This is a genomic window from Mycobacterium shottsii (genome assembly GCF_010728525.1).
Classification (GTDB): domain Bacteria; phylum Actinomycetota; class Actinomycetes; order Mycobacteriales; family Mycobacteriaceae; genus Mycobacterium; species Mycobacterium marinum.
The window spans coordinates 2986269-3008404 of the sequence record NZ_AP022572.1 but is presented as its reverse complement, the minus strand read 5'-3'; the positions used below and the strand labels follow the sequence as shown (position 1 = coordinate 3008404).

Here is a 22136-nt window from a genome sequence, read left to right as displayed (position 1 = left end):
CCCTGGGGTCCTGGCCTGCTCCCCGATCCGCGGGCTGATCAAAGCCGTCAAACCCAGCCGACGAACTTCTAGCCGCATTCCCTGTCCACGCGAAAGGTCAAGGCGAGCTATGAGCAACCCAGGCGAAATCGGCGAACCCCCAACCACGTCAGGCAGCGCTGAGGTACCCGCCACTGCCCCCGCCGCGGACAACGTCGCCATGACCCGACGCCAGCGGCTGACCGTGGCGGCAACGGGGCTGGGGATCTTCATGGTGTTCGTGGACGTCAATATCGTCAACGTCGCATTGCCCAGTATCCAAAGGGTGTTTCACATCGGCGAGCAAGGTCTTCAGTGGGCAGTCGCCGGCTACAGCCTGGGGATGGCGGCCATGCTGATGAGCTGCGCCTTGCTGGGCGACCGCTACGGCCGCAGGCGGGGATTCTTTGTCGGACTGGCCCTGTTCGTCGCAAGCTCGGTGGTGTGCGTGCTCCCGATCAATCTCGGTATGTTCACCGCGGCCCGAGTGATCCAGGGCCTGGACGCATCGTTCATATCGGTGTTGTCACTTGCCCTGCTCAGCCACGCCTTTCCCGATCAGCGCATGAAGGCCCGGGCCATCGCGGACTGGATGGCCATTGGGATGGTCGGCGCCGCGTCGGCACCGGCGCTGGGCGGACTGATGGTGGAGACCCTTGGCTGGCGCAGCGTGTTCGCGGTCAACGTGCCGCTCGGCGCGATCGTGTTGGTGCTGACGCTGATCGGTGTCGACGAGTCCAGGGATCCCGACCCGACCGAGCTGGATTGGGTGGGACAGCTGACCTTCGTGCCCGGGATCGCGGTGTTGGCGTACACGATCATCGAGGCACCTCGGTTTCAGCAGCGGTCGGCCATCGTGCTGACCTCACTGCTTCTGATCATCGTCGCGTTGTTGTGGACTTTCATCCGGCATGAACGGCGCGCCCCGTTTCCGTTGATCGATCTCCAGCTGTTCACCGAGTCGGTCTATCGGTCCGTGCTGATCGTCTATTTCGTGGTGATGTCCTGCTTCTTTGGGACGCTGATGGTGATCACGCAGTTCTTCCAGAATGTGCGCGACCTGTCACCGCTGCACGCCGGCCTGATGATGTTGCCGGTGCCCGCGGGATTTGGGATGGCGAGCCTGCTGGCGGGCGCGGCGGTCAACAAATGGGGCCCGCGGCTGCCGGTGGTCACGTGTCTGGCTGCCATGGTCACCGGGCTGGTGCTGTTCGTCACCGCGATGGGCCATGTACCCGCGCTCGCCCTGATGGGACTGACCGTCTTCGGCGCGGGGGCCGGCGGCAGCGTCACACCGCTGCTACACCTTGGTATGACCAAGGTTGATGATCACCGCGCCGGCATGGCCGCCGGCCTGCTCAACCTACAAAGGTCCATGGGCGAAATTTTTGGCGTCGCCTTCTTGGGCTCGATTCTGGCCGCATGGTTGGGCGCCACACTGCCGGAAAGCATGGAAGATGACCTGCCCGATCCCGTCGTGCGCTCGATCGTTGTCGACACCATCGTGAACAGCGCCAATCCGCATGCGCACGCCGCCTTCATCGGGCCGCGACACCGCATCACGTCGGCGCAGGAAACCAATATCGTCAGCGCCGCCGATTCGGACTTCATGCAGGGCGTCCGAATCGCGCTGGGATGCGCCTCGGTGCTACTGGCGGCCGCGTTCGTCCTGGGCTTGCGGCGCTTTCCCCGCCCCGACTCTGACGAGAGCCCCGACCCCGACGAGAGCCAACTCGCCGGGTCAGACCTCGACTAAGACAACCGAGCGCGGCCGTATCGACCGTCGCCCGTCAACGAAATTCCGGCCGCCGCCTCAGGCGTTCTGGGCCGAGAGTTTCCGGTACTCCAGAACCGTGTCGATGATCCCGTAGTCCTTTGCCTCTTCGGCGGTCAAGATCTTGTCCCGGTCGGTGTCCTTGCGAATCACCGAGGGATCCTTGCCGGTGTGGCGGGCCAGCGTGGACTCCATCAGGGTGCGCATCCGTTCGATCTCGGCGGCCTGGATCTCCAGGTCGGAGAACTGTCCCTGGATGACACCCGACAACGACGGCTGGTGGATCAGCACTCGCGCATTGGGCAGCGCCATACGCTTGCCCGGGGTTCCCGCGGCCAGCAACACCGCCGCGGCCGAAGCGGCCTGTCCCAGACATACCGTCTGGATGTCCGCCCGCACGTACTGCATGGTGTCGTAGATCGCCATCAACGAGGTGAACCCGCCACCCGGCGAGTTGATGTACATGGTGATGTCACGATCGGGGTCCAGCGACTCCAGCACCAGCAGCTGCGCCATGATGTCGTTCGCCGACGCGTCGTCGACCTGGACGCCGAGGAAGATGATGCGTTCCTCGAACAGCTTGTTGTACGGGTTGGATTCCTTGACCCCGAAGGTGGAGTGCTCGATGAACGACGGCAGGATGTACCGCGCCTGGGGCTGGACCTGAGGATTCACTGTGCTTCTCCGTTGACGTGGGCGGCGCGGGTGATGATGTGATCGACGAAACCGTATTCCAGAGCTTCGGGGGCGGTGAACCAGCGGTCGCGATCCGAATCCGCCTCGATACGTTCGATCGACTGGCCGGTAAATTCGGCGTTGAGCCGGAACATCTCCTTCTTGATGACGGCGAACTGCTCGGCCTGAATCGCGATGTCGGCCGCACTACCGGTCACCCCACCCAGCGGCTGGTGCATCAGGATGCGGGCGTGTGGCAACGCGTAACGCTTGCCCTTGGTACCCGCTGCCAGCAGGAACTCGCCCATCGAGGCGGCCATGCCCATCGCATACGTCGCGATGTCGCAGGGGGCCAGCACCATGGTGTCGTAGATCGCCATGCCGGCGCTGATCGATCCACCCGGCGAGTTGATGTAGAGGTTGATGTCCTTGCTGGCGTCTTCGGCGGCGAGCAACAGAATCTGCGCGCACAGCCGGTTGGCGACTTCATCGTTCACCTCCGACCCCAGGAAGATGATGCGCTCGGAGAGCAAGCGCTCATAGACCGAGTCCGTGAGATTGAGACCCTGCGAGTTCGAACGCATGTCAGTCACGACTGGGTTACCTGCTTTCTCGAGTTCTTCTGTGTCCGACCCTAACCAACCGCACCCACTGTGTGGCGCCCACGCACCCCCTGAAGTCGGCGCGTTCGCTCACAGCGTCATGCCATGTGGCCTTAGCCGGCCCCCTGGGCCGCGTCGGCGCTGTCCGCGTCGACGGGCTCTGCTGAGTTTTCTGCATCCCCATCGGCGTCCACGCCGGCGTCTTCGTCAGCGTCGTCGTCCAACAAGTCCGTTACGTCGTTCTCCGGCGGCTTGCCGAAGAACTCACTGGTGTCGATCGTGTTGCCGTCGGTGTCGGTCACCGTCGCGGCCTGGGCCACGGCCTTGACCGCCAACTCGCGCCGAACGTCGGCGAACATCGACGGAAGCTGGTTGTTTTCCTGCAGGTAGGCAAACAGCTGTTGCGGTTCGATGCCGTACTGGCGCGACGTGAGGACCAGGCGTTCGGTCAGGTCGTCCTGACCGACCTGGACCTTGAGGTCATCGGCCAGGGCGTCCAGCAGCAACTGCCGCTTGACGTCCTTCTCCGAGGCGGTCCTGGCCTCAGCGTCGAACGCTTCACGCGAAGATCCTTGCTCAACGAGCAGTTCGTTGAACCTGGCCTCGTCGTTGTTGATGCCGCTGAGCGCGCTGTGCAGCACACCCTCGTACTGCGCCTGCACATACGACTCCGGCGTCGGCACGTCGACCCGCTCGAGCAGGGCGTCGATGGTGGCGTTGCGAATCTGCTCCGCCTGGCCGACCCGCTTGGCTTGCAGCACCTGCTCGCGAAGGCTTGCGCGCAGCTCGTCGATGGTGTCGAACTCACTGGCCAACTGCGCAAACTCGTCGTCGGGTTCGGGCAGCTCGCGCTCCTTGACCGACTTGACCGTGACAGTGACCTCGGCATCGCGCCCGGCGTGATCTCCGGCCGCCAGCTTGGCGGTGAATACCCGCGACTCGTCCACCGACAATCCGACCACCGCATCGTCGAGACCCGCGATAAGCCGGCCGGAGCCGACCTCGTGGGACAACCCTTCGGCGGCGGCGTTAGGCACGTCCTCGCCGTCGACAGCCGCCGACAAGTCGATCGAGATGAAATCCCCCGTGGCCACCGGGCGCTCCACTCCGGTCAGCGTGCCGAACCGGGCGCGCAACGACTCCAACTCGGCGTTGACCTCGTCGTCGGTGGCCTCGATCGCATCCACCGAAACCGACAGCCCGGTCAGGTCCGGCAGCGCAATTTCCGGTCGAACGTCCACCTCAGCGGTAAAGGCCAGGTCCTGGCCATACTCCTTTTGAGTCACCTCGATGTCCGGTCGGCCCAGCGGCTGGATCTCGGACTCTGCCAACGCCTGGCCGTACCGGCTGGGCACGGCATCGTTGACGATCTGGTCCAACATCGCTTCCCGGCCAAAGCGAGCCTCGAGAAGCTTGACCGGCGCCCTCCCCGGCCGGAAGCCGGGCAACCGCACCTGTTTGGCCAGCTCTTTGTAGGCCCGCTGGAAATCAGGCTCGAGTTCGGCGAAGGGCACCTCCACCTTGATGCGAACCCGGGTGGGGCTCAACTGCTCGACACTGCTCTTCACGGATCTGCTCCTTGGTGGTTGTTCGTCGCGGTGAGTTGGTCGGGGTGACAGGATTTGAACCTGCGGCCTTCCGCTCCCAAAGCGGATGCGCTACCAAGCTGCGCTACACCCCGGACTGAACTCGCGATCCTACGGCCCGGCGGCGGCGGGCCTGCAAGGACCTCCAGGGTCCGGCAGGGCCCTCGAGGAAGTCGCGCCGCGTCCCAAGCGGTCACATGACTGCGTCGATTAGATTTGATCTCAGCCACCACGTAGAGTTTCGATCGACTTACTACATGCGGGCGTAGCTCAATGGTAGAGCCCTAGTCTTCCAAACTAGCTACGCGGGTTCGATTCCCGTCGCCCGCTCCAAGCACGGCCTATGCACCACAGAAAGGCGCCATGAGCGACGTCGATATTTACGGCTCATGTGCGCGGAAGTTCCAAAGAGTGCGTGCTGCCTTTGAACGGAACTTCGCCCAGTGCATGGAGGTCGGAGCAGCCGTCGCGGTGTGGGTGGACGGTGATCTGGTCGTCAATCTCTGGGGCGGTTCGGCGGACGCCGCCGGTGCCCGGCCGTGGCGGCAGGACACCCTGACCACCGTGTTGTCCGGCAGCAAGGCACTCACGGCCACCTGCGTCCACCAGCTCGCCGACCGCGGTGAGCTGGACTTACACGCTCCGGTCGCCCGCTATTGGCCCGAATTCGGGCAGGCGGGCAAGGAAGCCATCACCGTGGCCATGGTGCTCAGCCACCGCTCCGGTGTGATCGGCCCCAACGCGCGAATGAGCTGGCAACAGGTCACCGACTGGGATTTCGTGTGCGAGCAATTGGCCTTGGCCGAGCCGCGGTGGGAGCCGGGTAGCGCCCAGGGCTACCACATGACCACGTTCGGTTTCATCCTCGGCGAGGTATTCCGCCGGATCACCGGGCGCACGGTCGGGCAGTATCTGCGCACCGAGATCGCCGAACCGATCGGCGCCGACGTCCACATCGGCCTGTCCCCCTTCGACCAGAGCCGCTGCGCCGAGCGGGTCAACAAGCCGCACGCCCGAGACCTGCTGGCCGATGTGCAAGCCCCCAGCGACCCCACCAGCCTCGACGACCACCCCAAGGCGGGGCTGTCGATTGCGATGGGGTTTGCCCCCGATGACGAACTTGGCTCCAACGACCTGCACCTGTGGCGCCAGCTGGAGTTCCCCGGCACCAACGCGCAGGTCTCCGCGCTGGGATTGGCAACGTTCTACAACGCACTGGCGCAGGAGAAACTGCTGAGCCGCGAGCACATGGATCTGGTCCGGGTCTCGCAGGGCGGCTTCGACACCGACCTGGTGCTGGGGCCGCGGGTCGCCGATCACGGCTGGGGCTTCGGGTACATGCTCAACCAGCGCGCCGTAAACGGTCCCAACCAGAAAATCTTCGGCCATGGCGGCCTGGGCGGGTCGTTCGGTTTCGTCGACCTCGAACACCGGATCGGCTACGCGTACGTAATGAACCGCTTCGACGCCAGCAAGGCCAACGCCGACCCGCGCAGCGTCGCGTTGAGCAACGAGGTCTACGCGGCACTTGACGTTGCCGCGGACTAGCTCGCCGCGGCCAACCCGAACGAACGCACCCTGCCGAACCGATGTCGGCAGGGTGCGGCCATTCGGCTGTGCGTCGTCAGGGATCAGTGCGGACCCCCCGGCGCTCCCGGCCCAACGCCCGGTCCCCCAGGCCCGCCGGGCCCGCCGGGCCGCCCGCCCGGCCCCCGGGACCACCCGGTCCCTGCTGCCCAGGTGCGGGCTCTCCCGGCCCTCCAGGACCTGCGTGACCAGGCTGCGGGTTGGGTCCTGGCCCACGCCAGTTGTCGTGACAGTGACCCATGTCCCAGTTTTCACCCCAGCCGGGATCCCAGAAGTCGCCCGGGCACCACTGCGTGGGGGCGCCGGGCTGCGCCGCAGCCTCGGACGCGACGCCTACTCCGGCTAGCCCCAGACCAAGGGCCATTGCCATACCTGTTGCAGCTAAACGCGGGTAAGTTTTCATAGGCACCAGGCTTACCCGGCCAACCTGTAGCCAATCTGAAGAATCGTGCCCAACCCGCGGCGGACAACCGAAGTGCCAGAACGCAAGTCAGGTGACGCCACGTTGCGCACCTAGACAGTGATCAAGATCACGCCTGACAGGAGGGGCACCAAAAGACGTTGCGGCCCTCGAGTACGGCCGTACCGACCGTGGCCCCACACACCCGGCATGGATCTCCCGCACGCCGATACACGTAGGTGCGAGGCCGTCCCGCCGCGTACGACGGTGCCCCGTGGTCATGTTCGGGACGCACCACAACGATCTTGCCGCCGCGCAAACCGACTTTCATCAGTGCCACCAGATCGGTCCAGGCCGCGCTGAACTCCGCTTCGGTGATCCGCTGACCGCTGCGGTACGGGTCGATGCGGTGCCGAAACAACAACTCGCTGCGATAGACGTTGCCGACCCCCGCCATCACCTTCTGGTCCATCAGAAGTGCACCGATCGGCCTGCGCGACTTGGCGATCCGAGCCCACGCCCACGACGGGTCGGCATCCTTACGCAAGGGGTCAGGTCCCAGCCGGGCGAGCACATCGGCGACCTGGGCGTCGTCGATCACCTCGCATACGGTGGGACCGCGCAGGTCGGTGCCGTATTCGGCACCAACCATCCGCATCCGCACCTGCCCGACCGGGTCGGGAAGAAGCTCACCGGCAGAACGTGCCCATTCGGTGAAAGCCCCGTAGAGACCGAGGTGCACGTGCACCACCGGACCGCCGGCATAGTGATGGAACAGATGCTTGCCCCATGCGCTGGCGGCGCGCAACACTCGGCCATCTACCGCGCCGGCCGAGTCCGCGAATTTGCCCTGCGGACTCGATACCACCACCGGCGCACCGGCGAACCGGCGCTGATGCAACCGCGCCAACCGGTGCAACGTATGCCCTTCGGGCATAGGAGCTATCAGTCCTGAGCGCCGGGCACCGGCGGCGCTTGGTGGGTCCGCTCGTACTCGGACAAGATGTCGATTCGACGTTGATGCCGCTCGGCTTTCGACCACGGTTTGGACAGGAAGGCGTCGACGATAGCCAGCGCCTCGGAAACGGTGTGCATCCGACCGCCGATGCCGATGAGCTGCGCGTTGTTGTGCTCGCGCGCCAACGATGCGGTCTGCTCGCTCCAGGCCAGGGCGCAGCGGGCACCGGGGACCTTGTTGGCGGCTATCTGCTCACCATTGCCCGATCCGCCCAGCACGATGCCCAGGCTGCCCGGGTCTGCCACGGTGCGTTGCGCCGCGGCGATGCAAAACGCCGGGTAGTCGTCCTCGGCGTCATAGGTGAATGCACCGCAGTCGATCGGCTCGTGCCCAGTTGCTTTCAGGTGCTCGATGATCTGCTGTTTGAGCTCCAGGCCGGCGTGGTCGGCCCCCAGGTAGACGCGCACGCCCGACATCCTTCCCTGGCGGAAGTCAGCTATGCAAAGCGCGGCGTGTCGCGCCACGTTGGGCGAACCGGCGGGCTCGGCCCGCTCAAGACTCGGCAACACCTCTCGGCGGCGCGTCGTCCCGATCGATCATGGTCCACTCGTCAAACGGATCGCGGCCGTGCAGTACCGCGTCGACCTTTGACCGGTCAATCGTCTTGGTCCACCAACCCACCAGGATCGTCGCGACCGCGTTGCCGGAAAAGTTCGTCAGCGAACGGGCCTCCTTCATGAAGGTGTCTGTTCCCGCGACCAGCGCGACACCACCGAGGAGCTCGGGACGATAGGCCTGCAAGCCGCTGGCCAACGCGGCCAGACCCGCACCACTCACCCCGGCGGCGCCCTTGGAGGCAAAGATCATGAACACCAGTAGCGAGATCTGCTCGCCCCACGCCAACGGCCGTCCGAGTGCGTCGGCGATGAACAGCGACGCCATGGTCAGATACAGCGCGGTGCCATCGAGGTTGAACGAATACCCGACGGGCACCACCACCCCGACGGTCGCGGGTTCGACGCCCAGGTGCTTCATCTTGGCGACAAGTCGCGGCAACACTGCCTCTGACGACGACGTGGCAAAGATCAGCAGATACTCCCGGGCCAGGTAGCGCACCAGCCGGAAGATCGACACCCCGGAAACCAGGTAGAGCAACACGCCCAGCACACCGAACACGAACACCGCACACGTGAGGTAGAAGTCGACCAACAGGATCAGCAGGTTGGCCACGGCACCCCAACCGGTGGCCCCGATGATGCTGGCGATCCAGCCGAATGCGCCGATGGGCGCCAGCCACAGCAGCATGCCAAGCACCTTGAAAACCAGCTTCTGCAGGTACTCGACGCTGCGCAGGATGGGCTCACCCGCAGCGCCCATGCCCTGGACCGCGAAGCCGACCAACAGCGCGACAAACAGTGCCTGCAGCACGTTGCCATTCGTCAGGCCCGACAACAACGAGGTGGGGATGACCTGATCGAGCAGGCCGTGCATCCAGCCCGACGGCGGCGCCGCGTCGGCCACCTCGACGCCGCTGCCCATTGACTCGACGGACAGATGCAGACCGCGAACCGTCCCAATCAGGTTGCCGACGAAAAGGCCGATCCCCAGCGCCGCCGTTGACATCACCAAGAAATAGAGGAACGCCAGTCCCCCGACCTTCCGAGCAGCGCGGCCCGGTTCAGCGAACCGATGCCCAACACAATGGTGCAGAAGATGACCGGCGCAACCATCATGGTGATCAGGTTGACGAATGTCGTCCCCAGTACCGCGACGTGTGGGCCGATCGACGGCACAGCCAGCCCGGCGATCACCCCGAGGATCACCGCGCCGATGACCGCGAAATACAGCCAGCGGGTGCGGTCGGGACGCTTCTTGCTCGCCCGTGGATCGGTAGCTGGGGGCTGATCCAGCGGGGTAGTCATCGACGACTACCTAGCGGGCCGCACAGTCATAATTCCGCACATCCGATCGGCCGGGAATCGACACTGGCCGGATTATAGATGCGCCTGACCGCCGTTGTTCAGCGCTTGGCCAAGCGGCGTCAGACCGTTACGCACCCGCGCTCAGTCGAATTCGGGTGGCTCGGTGCGGGTGCGCTTGAGCTCGAAAAAATGCGGGTAGGCGGCGAAGGTCACCGAGGCGTCCCACAGCTTGCCGGCTTGTTCGCCCCGCGGAATCCGCGACAGCACCGGCCCAAAAAAGGCCACACCGTTTACGTGGATGGTCGGGGTGCCGACGTCATCGCCCACCGCGTCCATCCCGGCATGGTGGCTCTTGCGCAGCGCATCGTCATAGGCGTCGCTGGTGGCGGCCGCAGCCAGATCGGCGGGCAGACCAGCGTCGGCCAGCGACAGCTTGATCACCTCATCGAGGTCCTTATTGCCCTCGTTGTGAATCCGGGTGCCCATCGCGGTGTAGAGCGAGGCCAGCGCACCGGCACCGTGCGCCTGCTCCGCCGCAATCGCTACCCGCACCGGTCCCCACGCCTTGGCCATGGCTTCGCGATATTGCTCGGGCAGACCTTCGCGATTCTCGTTCAGGATGGCAAGGCTCATCACCCGGAAGTTCACTTCGATGTCGCGGACCTTCTCCACCTCGAGGATCCAGCGCGAGGTGATCCAGCACCACGGGCACAGCGGGTCGAACCAGAAGTCGGCAATAGATTTTTCGGCGGCCTGATCGGGCATGGCGTGCGGTCCTCTCGTCAGTGGTCAATTCAGCGCAACCGGGGCCACCCGCTGATTGTTCCCGGATCGCCCCACCGAGGGAGATGCATTTTCTCCCCGGTCAGCCGGCCTGGCCGGAGTGGCCCGAGTTGCCGGTCGCACCGGTCGCACCGTTGGCACCGGCCGCAGCACCCCCACCCTCACCGAACCCACCGGCGCCGCCCAAGCCACCGGCCCCGCCGCTTCCGCCACCGCCCGCTGCACCGCCGAGCCCCGAACCACCGGAGTGACCGATCAGCCCGCCCGCACCACCGGCGCCGCCATTTCCGCCGTTGCCGCCATCACCGCCGGCACCGCCATCACCGCCATCGCCGCCATCGCCGCCGACACCACCCTGCCCCATATGGAACGGGCCACCGCCGAACGCGCCGTCGCCAGCGGCTCCGCCGGCACCACCCCCGCCACCGACAGCGCCGGTTCCACCGATACCGCCGCCACCACCGGCACCGCCGATGCCGCCATCTCCGAACAGCAGTCCACCCCGACCGCCGACACCACCCTTGCCGCCATCGCCGGCAAGGCCGGCAGCAACGCCATCACCGCCGCGTCCGCCCATACCCCCGTTGCCGCCGGTCGCGGATTGCCCGGGAAAGACATTCGCGTTCACATCCGCGCTGCCCCCCCGCGCCACCGATGCCACCCGCCCCGCCCGCCCGCCGGCCCCGCCGGCCCCGCCGTGGGCACTGCCGGTGCCGAGCACGGTACCGGCGGAACCGCCCGCTCCGCCGGCCCCGCCGATGGCTCCGGCGCCGCCGGCGCCGCCGCCGCCACCAGCACCACCAGTGGCAACCGCCCCGGTCCCTGCGGTGGCGTCGCCGCCCGCACCGCCACCGCCGCCCATCGCGCCGGAGCCCCCGTCACCGCCGCCGCCACCTGCACCACCGGTAACATTGGGGGTACCCGTTGGTGATTGGGCCCAGGCGGCGCCGCCGCGGCCACCCACGCCGCCGATCTCCCCGGCGGTAGTGCCGTCGGCGCCGGCGTGACCGCCAGCAGCGGTGCCATCGATGACGTCGTGACCCTGCTGGCCACTATCGGCGTAGCTGAATGGGGCGTCAGCCGGGACGGGATTGACGCCATCGGCCCCGGCCCCGCCTGCCCCGCCGATTCCGCCGTTGCCGCCGTGACCCCACAGCCCCGCACTGCCGCCGGCACCGCCGTTGCCACCTAGGCCCGCGGTGACACCAACGCCCCCCGCGCCGCCGTTGCCGCCATTGCCGAACAGCATCCCGCCCGCGCCACCGGTACCCCCTGCCGCACCAAACCCACCCGTGCCGCCGTTACCGCCATCACCGATGAGCCCGGCGCTACCGCCACTGCCGCCGGCCTGGCCGGCCACGCCGCTACCGATGAGCCACCCACCATTTCTGCCGTTGGCGCCCGAGGTCGTCGCATCGGCGCCATTGCCGAACAATGGCCGCCCGGTAAGTGTCTGAACTGGAGAGGTCACCAGATTCGCGGCCTGCTGCAGCGAAGTGTTGGCCGCCTCAACTGCGGAATAGCCGCCCGCACCCGCAGTCAACGCCCCCACGATCTGGTCGTGAAGTGCCGCCGTGTGGGCACCGAAGGCCTGATAGGCCTCAGCCTGCGCCTCGAAGCACGCGGCTACGGCCGCCGAGATCTCATCGCCCCCCGCGGCAAGCACCGCCCTCGTCGTAGCCGCCGCGGCACCATTGGCCGCACCGATCGTCGAACCGACATTGGCCAAATCCGCTGCCGTCGCCGCCACCAGCTCCGGGTCCACCACCACAAAGGACATTGCTCAGTCTCCTATCAGCCACGGCGCCGCTAGCACTTACCGACCATCAAAATTCGAGAGCATTGGCACCACACCCTAGCCGAGTCGGCACCCCATTTTCTCGTAAATGCGTTGTAGGGGAAGGTAATTCACCAGTGGATGATTATCGCGGGCAGACGAATCGAGTTAGGCCCGCTTGCCCAGGGCACCACTGACCACAGCGCCGGCCAGCCCTACCACGATCTTGCAGCGGGGCTGTCGTGTGCAGTGCCATCGCAGCCGATATCTTGGACGCCGTGGCTGTTCCAAACCTCACCCGGGATCAAGCTGTCGAACGCGCCGCCCTGATCACGGTCGACAGTTACCAGGTCAACCTCGATGTGACCGGCGAGCGCACGTTCCGCTCGACCACCACCGTGATGTTCGACGCGCTACCCGGCGCCGATACGGTGATCGACATCGCCGCCGAGGGCGTCCGCAGCGCCAGTCTCAACGGCCAAGAGCTCGATGTCTCTGGTTACGACGAATCCACCGGAATCCCCCTGCGCGGGCTGTCTCATCGCAATGTCGTCATCGTCGATGCCGACTGCAGGTACTCCAATACCGGCGAAGGCCTGCATCGTTTCGTCGACCCGGTTGACGGCGAGGCCTACCTGTACTCGCAGTTCGAGACCGCCGATGCCAAGCGCATGTTCGCCTGCTTCGATCAGCCCGATCTGAAGGCCACTTTCGAGATCCGGGTGACCGCGCCTCAACACTGGAAGGTGGTATCCAACGCCGCCGCGGTCGAGGTCTCACAGAGCCAGTCGGCCGCCGTGCACAGCTTCGGGGTCACCCCCCGGATGAGCACCTATCTGGTGGCGCTGGTCGCTGGACCGTACGCAGTCTGGAACGACACCTACAGCGACGAACACGGCGGCATTCCCCTGGGCATCTACTGCCGCGCGTCGCTGGCGCAGTACATGGACGCCGAGCGGTTGTTCACCCAAACCAAGCAGGGATTTGGCTTCTACCACAAGCACTTTGGCATTCCCTACGCGTTCGGCAAGTACGACCAGTTGTTCGTCCCGGAGTTCAATGCCGGTGCCATGGAGAACGCCGGCGCGGTGACTTTCCTCGAGGACTACGTGTTCCGCAGCAAGGTCACCCGGGCCTCCTACGAGCGGCGCGCCGAGACGGTGCTGCATGAGATGGCGCACATGTGGTTCGGCGACCTGGTCACCATGACCTGGTGGGACGACTTGTGGCTCAACGAATCCTTCGCGACTTTCGCTTCGGTGCTGTGCCAAAGCGAGGCCACGGAATTCACCGAGGCCTGGACAACCTTCGCCACGGTCGAGAAATCCTGGGCTTACCGGCAAGACCAGCTGCCCTCGACCCATCCGATCGCCGCGGACATTCCCGACCTGGCGGCGGTGGAGGTGAACTTCGATGGGATCACCTACGCCAAAGGCGCTTCGGTGCTCAAGCAGCTCGTCGCCTATGTCGGACTCGAGCACTTCCTGGCCGGGCTGCGCGACTACTTCCGTGCCCACGCATTCGGCAATGCGACATTCAGCGATCTGATCACCGCACTGGAAAAGGCATCCGGGCGCGACTTGTCCAATTGGGGTCAGCAGTGGCTCAAGACCACCGGTCTCAACACGCTGCGCCCAGACTTCGACGTCGATGCCGACGGCAGGTTTACCCGGTTTGTGGTGCAGCAAAGTGGCGCGGCGCCCGGTGCGGGCGAGACCCGGGTGCATCGGCTGGCGGTGGGCATCTACGACGACGATGTCGCCGGCGGGTCTGGAAAGTTGGTGCGAGTTCATCGAGAAGAACTCGACGTCGCCGGGACGGAGTCGGAAGTCCCTGCCCTGGTTGGTGTGCCTCGCGGGAAACTCATCCTGGTCAACGATGACGACCTGACCTATTGCTCGCTGCGGCTCGACGGTGACTCGCTGCAAACGGCGTTGGGGCGCATCGGCGACATCGCCGAACCGTTGCCGCGCAGCCTGGTTTGGTCTGCGGCCTGGGAGATGACACGCGAGGCCGAGCTGCGTGCGCGTGACTTCGTGTCGCTGGTGTCAGGTGGCATTCACGCCGAGACGGAAGTCGGCGTGGCACAGCGACTGCTGCTGCATGCCCAGACGGCGCTGGGTTCCTACGCCGAACCGGGTTGGGCCAGCGAAACGGGTTGGCCGCAGTTCGCCGATCTGCTGGTGGAATTGGCCCGCGCGGCCGATGCCGGGTCCGATCATCAGCTGGCCTTCATCAACGCGCTGTGCACGTCGGTGCTCTCGCCCCGCCATGTGGAGACGCTGGCGGCGCTGCTGGACAATGACCCGGCCGAGTTGGGATTGGCCGGCCTAGAAGTCGATATGGACCTGCGCTGGCGCATCGTCACCGCGCTGGCGACCGCCGGCGTCATCGACAGCGATGGACCGGCGTCACCCCGCATCGACGCCGAGGAAAAGCGCGACCCGACCGCCACCGGCAAGCGCAGCAGTGCGCACGCCCGTGCGGCGCGGCCGCAGTTCCCGGTCAAAGACCGCGCGTTCACCACGGTGGTCGAGGATGACACGCTGGCCAACGCCACCGGCCGAGCCATCATCGCGGGAATCGGCGCCCGCGGACAAGGTGAGCTGCTCAAACCCTTCACCGCCCGCTATTTCGAGGTGATTCTCGGGGTATGGGAGCGCCGATCGAGCGAGGTCGCCCAATCGGTGGTGATCGGCTTGTACCCCTATTGGGACATCACCGAGGAAGGCGTTGCCGCCGCCGACCGATTCCTGTCCGACCCCGAGCTAGCACCCGCGCTGCGGCGGCTGGTGTCCGAGGGCCAGGCCGCGGTCAAGCGGTCGTTGCGAGCCCGACGGTCCGACGCCGCGCTCTAGCGCGGCCGTGTGCCCTCGCGAGGGTGCGCAACCGTACGCCGACACGCCGTGTTGGGCGTACAGCTGCGCACCCTCGCGGGCAGACGCGTGGCGACTAGGCCGGGGTGATTCCCGAGCTGAGCACGCGGATCGCGCTGACCAGCCCATCGATCAGGTTGCCCTGCTCGAACGCCGACGTGGCGGCGGCAACTCCCAACGGAGCCGCCGACTCGGCGCCGCGCCCCCGCAGGTTCGCGCCATAGACAACCTCGACGGCGCATTGGTCGGGTGAGACCGCAACCAGCACCGCGTCGTTGGGTATCGGCACCTTGGCCAAGATCGCGCGCGCACGAGCGGCGGTGTCACTACCCAGATCGCCGAGGTACACCGCGAAGCGCGCGTTGGACGCACGCGAGGCGTACTTCAGGGCGTCATCGACGGCCACGAGGTCGTCGATCGGGAACGGGTAGTGCACGGACAATTCCCCGGGTTCGGTCACCCTGGATATCCGTCCGCTGCTGGTGAATACCGAACCCCGCGGCAGGTCGGTGGGCTCGATCGTCGCTACGTCACCATGTGCCACTGGCGCCACCTCCAACTGAGAATTCCGAGGAACCATGCCCGCCGTGTCCGTGGGCGTCTCCGACAGCCTCATCGGTGGCGGCCCACAGGATCGGGGAATGCGTCCATTTCTCCGACAGTTCGTAGGTGGCCGGGTGCGGTCCCTTGCGGGTCAAGAAGATCGCTCCCAGGACAACCACCAAGAACAACGGTATTCCGACGAAAAAGAGATGAATCTCCATAACGCTCACGCCCCAAACCGTATCCCACCGAGGGTTCACCCGGCGCAGTTAGGACACGAATATGATCGCCGCGACGGTGTCGGCCAGTCGCGATGACAACGCTAGGCAGCGCCCTCGCCGAGGTACCGGGCCCAGGATGGGTCCAATTCCTTGATCGTCGAGAGCAGCCGCCAGTGCTGACCGGTCGGCGGCAGCGGCGTTCGGCGCAGTGACCAGCCAAGTTCGGTGAGCAGCTTGTCACCCTTGCGGTGATTGCACGCTGAGCAGCAGGCGACGCAGTTCTCCCACGAATGCTCACCCCCGCGACTGCGCGGCACGACGTGGTCGACGGTGTCGGCTTTCGCCCCGCAGTAGGCACAGCAGAAACGGTCACGGTGCATCAGCGCGGCACAGGTCATCGGAACCCGGGCGCGGTAGGGCACCCGAACGTAGGTCCGCAGTTGGATTACCGAAGGAACCACGATGGTGCGGGTCGCCGAGTGGATGACCGGCCCCGCCGGGTCGTCGTGCACCACGTCAGCCTTGCCACAGATCACCATGACGATCGCCCGGCGCATCGGCAAGGCGGTGAGCGGTTCGTAGGTGGAGTTCAGCAGCAGCACCCGCCGGCGACTCCAGATCGACGCGGTCTCGTGGCGGTTGGGCGGATGCGTATCGACACTGTGCAGACATGACGCGGTCCCAGTCATGCTGGCCGCGGCACCGTGGTTGCGGTGGCCGCGGCGCTTCTTGCCCTGCGCCATAGATCCTCCGGGCAACAGTCCACCACGATTCGCCGCCGACCGCACGCCTTTTGCCACGTCGACGCCGTGTCACTTGGGTGAACAACAGGGTCTAACGGGTCGCCCGCAACAGCCAGCCAAGACAAATGGCCCACAATGGAAGGGATGGATCAGATGACCGAGCCCTTCTACGACGCCGTCGGGGGGGCCAAAACCTTCGAAACAATCGTGTCCCGCTTCTACGAGCTGGTCGCCGAGGACGAGATATTGCGCCCGCTGTATCCCGAAGAGGACCTATCGGGCGCGGAAGAACGCCTGCGGATGTTCCTCGAGCAGTATTGGGGCGGCCCGCGCACCTATTCTGAGCAGCGCGGACACCCCAGGCTGAGGATGCGGCACATGCCTTTCCGGATCACGCCGATCGAGCGCGACGCCTGGCTGCGGTGCATGCACACGGCCGTCGCTGCCGTCGATTCGCAGACCCTGGACGACGATCATCGTCGCGAGTTGCTCGACTACCTGGAAATGGCCGCCCACTCACTGGTCAACTCACCATTTTGATGGCGGCCGACGGCGACGAAGCGAAGCCGTGGTGGTCCACCGCGGTTTTCTACCAGGTCTATCCCCGATCGTTCGCGGACAGCAGCGGCGACGGTGTTGGTGACTTGGGCGGGGTCGCGGCCCGGCTCGATCACCTGGCCCACCTCGGTGTCGACGGGATCTGGCTGAACCCCGTCACGGTGTCGCCGATGGCCGACCATGGCTATGACGTCTCCGATCCCCGCGACGTCGACACACTGTTCGGCGGCATGGCCGCACTCGAGCGGCTCATCGCGGCAGCGCACCGGCGCGGCATCAAGATCATCATGGACGTGGTGCCCAACCACACCAGTTCGGCGCATCCCTGGTTTCAGGCCGCGCTTGCCGCAGGACCAGGCAGCATCGACCGAGATCGGTACTTCTTCCGCGACGGGCGCGGCCCCGGCGGCGTGCGGCCGCCCAACAACTGGGAGTCAGTCTTCGGCGGACCGGCGTGGACCCGGGTGACCGATCCGAACGGCACGCCCGGCCAGTGGTATCTGCATCTGTTTGATACCGAGCAACCAGATCTGAACTGGGACAACCCCGACGTCTTCGACGACTTCGAGAAAACGCTGCGCTTCTGGCTGGAACGCGGGGTGGACGGCTTCCGAATCGACGTTGCGCACGGCATGGCCAAACCACCCGGGCTTCCGGATACATCGGACGTCGCAGAGGTATTGCGCCACACCGACGACGATCCGCGCTTCAACCACCCGAATGTGCACGCGATTCACCGCGATATCCGGACGGTCATCGATGAGTACCCGGCCGCGGTGACCGTCGGCGAGGTGTGGGTACACGACAACGCTCGCTGGGCGCAGTATCTGCGACCCGATGAGCTGCATCTGGGTTTCAATTTCCGGCTGGCGCGAACCGACTTCGATGCGGCCGAGATTCACACGGCGGTGCAGAACTCGCTTCAGGCCGCCGCGATGGCGAACGCCGCTCCCACCTGGACACTGGCCAATCACGATGTGGGCCGGGAGGTCACCCGCTACGGCGGCGGGACCACGGGGCTGCACCGGGCCCGTGCCATGGCGATGCTCATGCTCGCCCTGCCGGGCGCCGTGTTCCTCTACAACGGGGAGGAACTCGGGCTGCCGGATGTGGACCTGCCCGACGAGGTGTTGCAGGACCCGACCTGGGAACGTTCCGGACGTACCGAACGCGGCCGTGACCGGTGCCGGGTCCCGATGCCGTGGTCGGGTACGACTCCCCCGTTCGGGTTCTCCAGCTGCGCTGACACCTGGTTGCCGATGCCGCCCGAATGGGCGGAGCTGACCGTCGAAAAGCAGCTCGAGGATGCCGGTTCGACGTTGGCGTTTTCCGGCGTGCGATCGAATTACGCAGGGAGCGTAGGGAATTCAACGGAAACGAAATCCGGTGGCTGAGCGCCCCACGCGGCGCGCTGATATTTCGCCGCCCGGCTGGGTTGGTGTGCGCGCTCAACGCCGGCGACCGCCCGCTGACGCTCCCGGACGGCGAGCTGCTGCTGGCCAGCGCGCCACTGGTCGACGGCGCGTTGGCGCCCGATGCGGCGGCCTGGCTGGTGTAACGACGCGGCGGCCAAGCCCCGTTGGCTTCGAACAGCCAGGCGCCGTTGCCGCCGCTACGCCAGCATCATGAAACGCTCCCGGTCCCGCCGGTGCCGAACCGCATCGGCCGACAGCGAATCCGAGCTTGCCTCCAACACGCCGGTCGACTTGGCACAGCAAAGCATCGCCGGCGTATACCGTTCCTCCCACAAACGCACAGGGAAGGTAGGCGGTGAGCAAGAGCCCCGTCGATGCGATGTCGCGTCGCGAGTTTTTGGCCAAGGACGCCGCCGCCAGCGGGGCCGGTGCCTTCATGTCCTTGGCCGGCCCGGTCATCGAAAAGGCCTACGCAGCAGGGCCATGTTCGGGTCACCTGAGCGACATCGAGCACATCGTGTTGTTCATGCAGGAGAACCGGTCGTTCGACCACTACTTCGGCAAGCTTTCGGGCACCAACGGATTCGACAGCGGCTCACCGCTATTCGCCCAAAAAGGCTGGAACCCCCAAACACAGTCCAACGATCCGGCCGGAACCACGATCCCCTACCGCTTCGACACCACGCGGGGCCCGCTCGTTTCCGGTGAGTGTGTCAACGACCCAGGACACGACTGGATCGCCATGCACAACGCCTGGAACAACGGCGGCAACGACAACTGGCTGCCGGCCCAAGCCGCGGTCAGTGCGCTGCAGGGCAACACCCCGGTGACGATGGGCTATTACCAGCGCGAAGACATCCCGATCCACTACCTGCTGGCCGATACGTTCACGATTTGCGACGGCTACTTTTGCTCGCTCATCGAAGGGACGTCGCCGAACCGGCTCTATTGGATGAGCGGCACTATCGATCCCGATGGCGCCAACGGGGGGCCGCTGCTGGTAGACCCCAACATCCAACCCCAGGGGCGGTTCAGTTGGCGCACCATGCCCGACAATCTCGAGGATGCCGGGGTCAGCTGGAAGATCTACCAGAACAAGCTGCTGGTGGCGCTGAACAATACGGTCATCGGCTATGACGGGATGCTAAATGATTTCAAGCAGGCCCAAAATCCGCGGACGAATCTAGCCCGTTACGGCATCGCGCCGACCTACCCCAGAGACTTCGTTTCCGATGTCCGCAACAACCGGCTGCCCAAGGTCTCCTGGGTGCTGCCGGGGTTCCTGTTGTCCGAGCACCCGGCGTTCCCGGTGAATGTGGGCGCCGTGGCGATTGTGGACGTGCTGCGGATCCTGCTTTCCAATCCGGCGGTGTGGGAAAAGACGGCGCTCATCGTCAGCTACGACGAGAACGGCGGATTCTTCGACCATGTCACGCCGACCACGGCTCCCCCGGGAACTCCCGGCGAGTGGATCACCGTGCCCAACATCGACGCGGTCACCGGCTCCGGTGGCATACGTGGACCGATCGGTTTGGGTTATCGCGTGCCATGCTTTGTCATCTCGCCCTACAGCCGGGGCCCGCTGATGGTCCACGACACGTTCGACCACACCTCTCAACTGAAGTTGATCGAGACGCGGTTTGGCGTTCCGGTCCCCAACATCAGCGCCTGGCGCAACGGCCTGGTCGGTGACATGACCTCGACGTTCAACTTCGCGGTCCCGCCAAACTCATCGCGCCCCAACCTCAGCCACCCCGCGATCAACGCCGTCCAGAAGCTGCCCCAGTGCGTGCCCAACTATGTCCTGGGCACCGTGACGAAGACAGCGGTCCCCTACCGGGTGCCGTTCCCGCAGGTGATGCCCACCCAGGAGACCCAGCCGGCGCGCGGGATTCCCAGCGGCCTCTGCTAGGCCCGCGCAGCCACCCAGACGGACGGCTCAGACGCGGTCGTCGAGTTCGGTAACGGGGTCATAGCCGGGCAGGCCAAGTTCGCGACGCATCAGTTCGGCGGTGCGTTCGGCGAACATCGAGATGGTCAGAAACGGGTTCACCCCGATGGCTCGCGGGATGACCGACGCGTCACACACGTAGAGCCCGTCGTAGGTGCCGCCATCGGGGTGATACACGCGCCCGGCGTGGTCGACTACGCCGGCGTCGACGTTGTCGGCGGTGGCACACCCACCCATCGGATGGGCGGTGATCAGGTGCTTGCCGAGGAAACGCTTGTCCCATCGCGGATTCTTGATGTACGTCCCGCCAATCGCCTCGACAGCGGGTTTCATGATCGCGTCGACGTCGCGGTAGACCGCTTCGGTCGGGGCCCCCGGCCAGTCGACCTTGACGGTGCCGTTCTTGCGTAGCACCAGTTCGCCGTCGGAGTTGTCGTGCACCATGATCAAGAATCCGAGCGAGTGGTTCATCGCGCCGTCGGTGTTGAAGGTGACGTCACGACGCCAGCGGTCAAGTTTGGTCGGCCGCAGGTCGCGATAGCTGGCCGCGGCCAGCCCCATCAGCCCCAAGCGGAAGCTGTCGACGAGCGCGCGGGGCAGCGACAAGTCCTCCACGGTGAACCGCTTACGCACGTCGGATTGGTTGGCGCCGAAACGCATCACCGCGGTGATGCTCGGCCCGCAAGCCAGCTCGGATCGCGGCGGCCCATCGGTGGTCGCCCAGGTTTGGGTATCGGTGCGCATGTCCGTGTTGTAGGCGATCGCGAAGTTATCGCCGTTGCCGCTGAAGTTCTTACCCAGCCGCCCAGACAGTTTCAGTCCGGCATCTCTCGAGCGCATCAGGATTCCGTTGCTGCCCAGCGTGCCGGCACAGACCACGACATGACGGGCGGTGATGACGACATCGCCGTCTTGGCCCTTGCGCGAGCCTTGACCTTTGCGCCCGGTGCACCCAGCGATCACCCGCCAGCGGCCGTCGTCGGCGGCTTCGATGCGCTCCGCTTCGATGCCGCAAAACATCTGGGCGCCACGGTGTGCGGCCATCGGCAGATAGTCGGTCATCAGGGTGTTCTTCGAACCGGTGTTGTCACCGGTGCCATCGCCACCGTGGTTGGGGCAGCATCGCCGCTGTACGCCGTATCTGGTCACGCGGTCTTCGGCGCTGACCGTGATGTCCAGGATCTGCAGCTGGGCACCCGCGTTCTTGGCGATCTGGGTGAACGCTTCGACGCGACGCAGCGGCACGTTCTCCGCATAGGGCACGGCGCCGAGCATGCGGCGGGCTCGGCCGAAGTATTCGTCCAGGCCGCCAACACCCTCACGCTGCTGTTCGACCAACGCGCGGAACTCCCGCGGCCACGACGCCAGGAACACTTCCCGATCGGGGACGATCGCCACGTTGAAGTTGATCAACGAGGTGCCGCCAAGTCCACTGGCATGGATCACGTCGATGGTCTTGAAGCGTTCGATCTCGATAAGGCCCAAGGGATTCGAGCGCGAGCGAAGTTCGCCAAGCGCGGCCTTCTCGGTTTCGGGGAAGGTTCCGGTGGGGTGCTCGGCGCCCCGTTCCAGCACCGCGATGTCGAGTTTGCCGCCCGCTGCCGCGTTGGCGGTTGCCAGCCGCGCCGCGGTGATCGCGCCTCCATAGCCGGAGCCGAGGATCACAACGTCGTACTCGCTACGCAACGCATCGGTGTTGCAAGCCAGAACTGCAGCGGTGTCGGCCATGATAAAAACCTAGCGTCAA

The 22136-nt window shown here is 65.7% G+C and carries 16 protein-coding genes, 2 tRNA genes and 2 pseudogenes; 7 read left to right on the top strand and 13 right to left on the bottom strand.

Annotated features, from left to right (window positions below; all coding sequences use genetic code 11):
* Window positions 1–199: 199 nt before the first annotated feature.
* On the top strand, window positions 200–1774 hold the full coding sequence (locus G6N41_RS14020) for an MFS transporter (protein WP_198967867.1): 1575 nt from the start codon (window positions 200–202) through the stop codon (window positions 1772–1774).
* Between the two features lie 57 nt (window positions 1775–1831).
* Here G6N41_RS14020 and clpP2 read toward each other — a convergent pair whose 3' ends face one another.
* The 4 genes from clpP2 to G6N41_RS14000 form a co-directional block, all read right to left on the bottom strand.
* Window positions 1832–2467: an ATP-dependent CLP protease proteolytic subunit ClpP2 gene (gene clpP2, locus G6N41_RS14015; protein WP_198913121.1), complete on the bottom strand. Its 636-nt coding sequence runs from the start codon at window positions 2465–2467 to the stop codon at window positions 1832–1834.
* Window positions 2464–3051, bottom strand: coding sequence for an ATP-dependent CLP protease proteolytic subunit ClpP1 (gene clpP1 / locus G6N41_RS14010; protein WP_036426435.1), 588 nt, complete (start codon window positions 3049–3051; stop codon window positions 2464–2466). The genes clpP2 and clpP1 overlap by 4 nt, the downstream gene beginning before the upstream one ends.
* Before the next feature lie 131 nt (window positions 3052–3182).
* Window positions 3183–4637 (bottom strand): trigger factor, encoded by a 1455-nt coding sequence (gene tig / locus G6N41_RS14005; protein WP_198913120.1) that lies wholly within the window; start codon window positions 4635–4637, stop codon window positions 3183–3185.
* A 36-nt stretch (window positions 4638–4673) separates the two neighbouring features.
* Window positions 4674–4750, bottom strand: a tRNA-Pro gene (locus tag G6N41_RS14000).
* Between the two features lie 164 nt (window positions 4751–4914).
* Here G6N41_RS14000 and G6N41_RS13995 point away from each other — a divergent pair.
* Window positions 4915–4988, top strand: a tRNA-Gly gene (locus G6N41_RS13995).
* Window positions 4989–5018: 30 nt separating this feature from the next.
* A complete protein-coding gene (locus G6N41_RS13990) occupies window positions 5019–6203 on the top strand; it encodes a serine hydrolase domain-containing protein (RefSeq protein ID WP_198913119.1) in 1185 nt (394 codons plus the stop codon).
* Between the two features lie 569 nt (window positions 6204–6772).
* Here the strand turns inward: G6N41_RS13990 and G6N41_RS13985 are convergent.
* The 5 genes and pseudogenes from G6N41_RS13985 to G6N41_RS13965 form a co-directional block, all read right to left on the bottom strand.
* Window positions 6773–7579: an Fpg/Nei family DNA glycosylase gene (locus G6N41_RS13985; RefSeq protein ID WP_012395412.1), complete on the bottom strand. Its 807-nt coding sequence runs from the start codon at window positions 7577–7579 to the stop codon at window positions 6773–6775.
* An 8-nt stretch (window positions 7580–7587) separates the two neighbouring features.
* A complete protein-coding gene (locus tag G6N41_RS13980) occupies window positions 7588–8067 on the bottom strand; it encodes a ribose-5-phosphate isomerase (RefSeq protein WP_198913118.1) in 480 nt (159 codons plus the stop codon).
* Between the two features lie 85 nt (window positions 8068–8152).
* Window positions 8153–9522 (bottom strand): annotated as a pseudogene (locus tag G6N41_RS13975) (cation:dicarboxylate symporter family transporter).
* A gap of 141 nt (window positions 9523–9663) precedes the next feature.
* Window positions 9664–10287: an Rv2466c family mycothiol-dependent reductase gene (locus tag G6N41_RS13970; RefSeq protein ID WP_012395415.1), complete on the bottom strand. Its 624-nt coding sequence runs from the start codon at window positions 10285–10287 to the stop codon at window positions 9664–9666.
* 100 nt (window positions 10288–10387) lie between these two features.
* Window positions 10388–12085, bottom strand: coding sequence for a PE family protein (locus G6N41_RS13965; RefSeq protein ID WP_198913117.1), 1698 nt, complete (start codon window positions 12083–12085; stop codon window positions 10388–10390).
* Window positions 12086–12360: 275 nt separating this feature from the next.
* On the opposite strand from G6N41_RS13965, the gene pepN reads away from it, so the two are divergent.
* A complete protein-coding gene (gene pepN, locus G6N41_RS13960) occupies window positions 12361–14940 on the top strand; it encodes an aminopeptidase N (protein WP_198913116.1) in 2580 nt (859 codons plus the stop codon).
* 94 nt (window positions 14941–15034) lie between these two features.
* On the opposite strand, the gene G6N41_RS13955 is transcribed toward pepN, so the two are convergent.
* From G6N41_RS13955 to G6N41_RS13945, 3 genes are all read right to left on the bottom strand, one after another.
* Entirely contained in the window at window positions 15035–15502 is a 468-nt protein-coding gene (locus tag G6N41_RS13955; protein ID WP_198913115.1) for a DUF5130 domain-containing protein, read from the bottom strand.
* Complete coding sequence (ctaJ, locus tag G6N41_RS13950) at window positions 15489–15722, bottom strand: aa3-type cytochrome oxidase subunit CtaJ (RefSeq protein WP_038580242.1); 234 nt, start codon at window positions 15720–15722, stop codon at window positions 15489–15491. Before ctaJ ends, G6N41_RS13955 begins: the two co-directional genes overlap by 14 nt.
* Before the next feature lie 101 nt (window positions 15723–15823).
* The gene (locus tag G6N41_RS13945; RefSeq protein WP_198967866.1) at window positions 15824–16465 is read right to left on the bottom strand and encodes an HNH endonuclease; all 642 of its coding nucleotides are present in this window, start codon (window positions 16463–16465) and stop codon (window positions 15824–15826) included.
* 153 nt (window positions 16466–16618) lie between these two features.
* Here G6N41_RS13945 and G6N41_RS13940 point away from each other — a divergent pair, with 153 nt between their 5' ends.
* The 3 genes and pseudogenes from G6N41_RS13940 to G6N41_RS13930 all read left to right on the top strand — a co-directional run bounded on the left by G6N41_RS13940 (window position 16619) and on the right by G6N41_RS13930 (window position 20350).
* Window positions 16619–17005: a globin gene (locus G6N41_RS13940; RefSeq protein ID WP_012395421.1), complete on the top strand. Its 387-nt coding sequence runs from the start codon at window positions 16619–16621 to the stop codon at window positions 17003–17005.
* A pseudogene (locus G6N41_RS13935) lies at window positions 17005–18581 on the top strand (glycoside hydrolase family 13 protein). Before G6N41_RS13940 ends, G6N41_RS13935 begins: the two are co-directional and overlap by 1 nt.
* A 212-nt stretch (window positions 18582–18793) precedes the next feature.
* Window positions 18794–20350, top strand: a complete 1557-nt coding sequence (locus G6N41_RS13930) for a phospholipase C (RefSeq protein WP_198913114.1) — start codon at window positions 18794–18796, stop codon at window positions 20348–20350.
* A 27-nt stretch (window positions 20351–20377) separates the two neighbouring features.
* On the opposite strand, the gene G6N41_RS13925 is transcribed toward G6N41_RS13930, so the two are convergent.
* Window positions 20378–22117 carry a GMC oxidoreductase gene (locus G6N41_RS13925; protein ID WP_198967657.1) on the bottom strand — a complete coding sequence of 580 codons (1740 nt, stop codon included), beginning with the start codon at window positions 22115–22117 and terminating at the stop codon, window positions 20378–20380.
* Window positions 22118–22136: the final 19 nt, after the last annotated feature.